Consider the following 1,338-nt stretch of genomic DNA (forward strand, 5'->3'; position numbering starts at 1 on the left):
ACATTCCAGGATTGACTCTTCAGCCCCGCCGACACCTAAGCAACCTCGATTGGAGGAAGCACCAAAGGGTGTCAGTCTGGGCAGGGAGGTTACTGTAAAGGACAAAATTGAAGCAACATTATTCCATTTGCCCGAAGAGATACATGCCAAAATTATTCGCTATTTGGATTTTCGAGGGGTGACAGCTTTAACAAGGGTATGCAAACAGCTTCACAAGCTTGTAAAAAACGATAAGGCTCTGGAAAGAGCATGGTATCGTCGGCTTCCATCACTAAACCAATATCAACTAAAGACCATTGTTACGACAAAAGATGAACAACAACTCCGTGATTGGTTGAAGCCGTTTGCGGATATAGGCACTATCGGGTCACTCATAAAACAACAAAAGAATGTTTATTTTCCTGTTCAGTTAGTTTTCACCAACAGTAAACTGATGTCTCAATGTGAAAAATTCAAGTTGGTGGAAAAAACCGAAATTACCCGTACCCGTCCACGCTCTATCACCACGGCCAGTTTCAGCACTGATGGCCGCCATGTGGTGACTGCCGGCTATGACAAAACAGTGAAAATCACTGGCCAGAAGCCCGATGGATCATGGATAGAAACAGCCACCGTTTCCCACGGTGGTTGGGTCGGATCAGCCACCTTCAGTGTCGATAGCCGTAAGATGGTCACCGGGAGTGACGATCGCACGGCGAAAATCTGTGTTCAGGAGGACGATGGATCATGGGATGTAAAAGCCACTATTCTCCATAATCATGGGGTCACCTCGGCCTCATTCAGTGCCGATAGCTGCCATGTAGTGACCGCCAGTTTGAGTAATGAGGTGAAGATTTACAGCCAGGAGACCGATGGCTCATGGGAAGCAAAATACAGCATTAACCACAATGCTCCGGTCTCGTCGGTTAGCTTTAGCGCCGATGGGCGTCATTTGGTGATCCTGAGTGAAGATAACAATGCAACCCTCTACAGTCAGGATGATGGATCATGGAAAGTCAATGCCACCATTCACCACGATGATATAATCTACTACTACACTTTCAGCACCAATGGCCGCCACCTGGTAACCGCCAGCGCCGATCACAGAGCAATCATCTATGGCCTGCAGGACAATGGATCCTGGGAAGAAATGACCACCATTATTCATGATTATTGGGTCAAATCAGCCAACTTCAGCGCCGATGGCCGTTATGTGGTAACTACCAGTGATAGCAAGGCAAAAATCCATGGCCTGCAAACCGCTGAGTGGGTATTAAAAGACACCATTCAACACCAAGAGGTGGTTACCTCCGCCAGCTTCAGCGCCGATAGCCGCCATCTGGTAACGACCAGTGAGGA

General features: G+C 47.8%; 1 protein-coding gene. It reads left to right on the forward strand.

Features of this window, described 5'->3' with window-relative positions:
• Positions 1–49: 49 nt before the first annotated feature.
• The coding region (locus KDK17_RS07980) for an F-box/WD repeat-containing protein (protein WP_257287794.1) at positions 50–1,338 on the forward strand (1,289 nt) is incomplete at its 3' end.

Origin of the sequence: Endozoicomonas sp. SESOKO2 (assembly GCF_024606245.1) — a bacterium.
In the GTDB taxonomy this organism is placed as follows: Bacteria; Pseudomonadota; Gammaproteobacteria; order Pseudomonadales; family Endozoicomonadaceae; genus Endozoicomonas_A.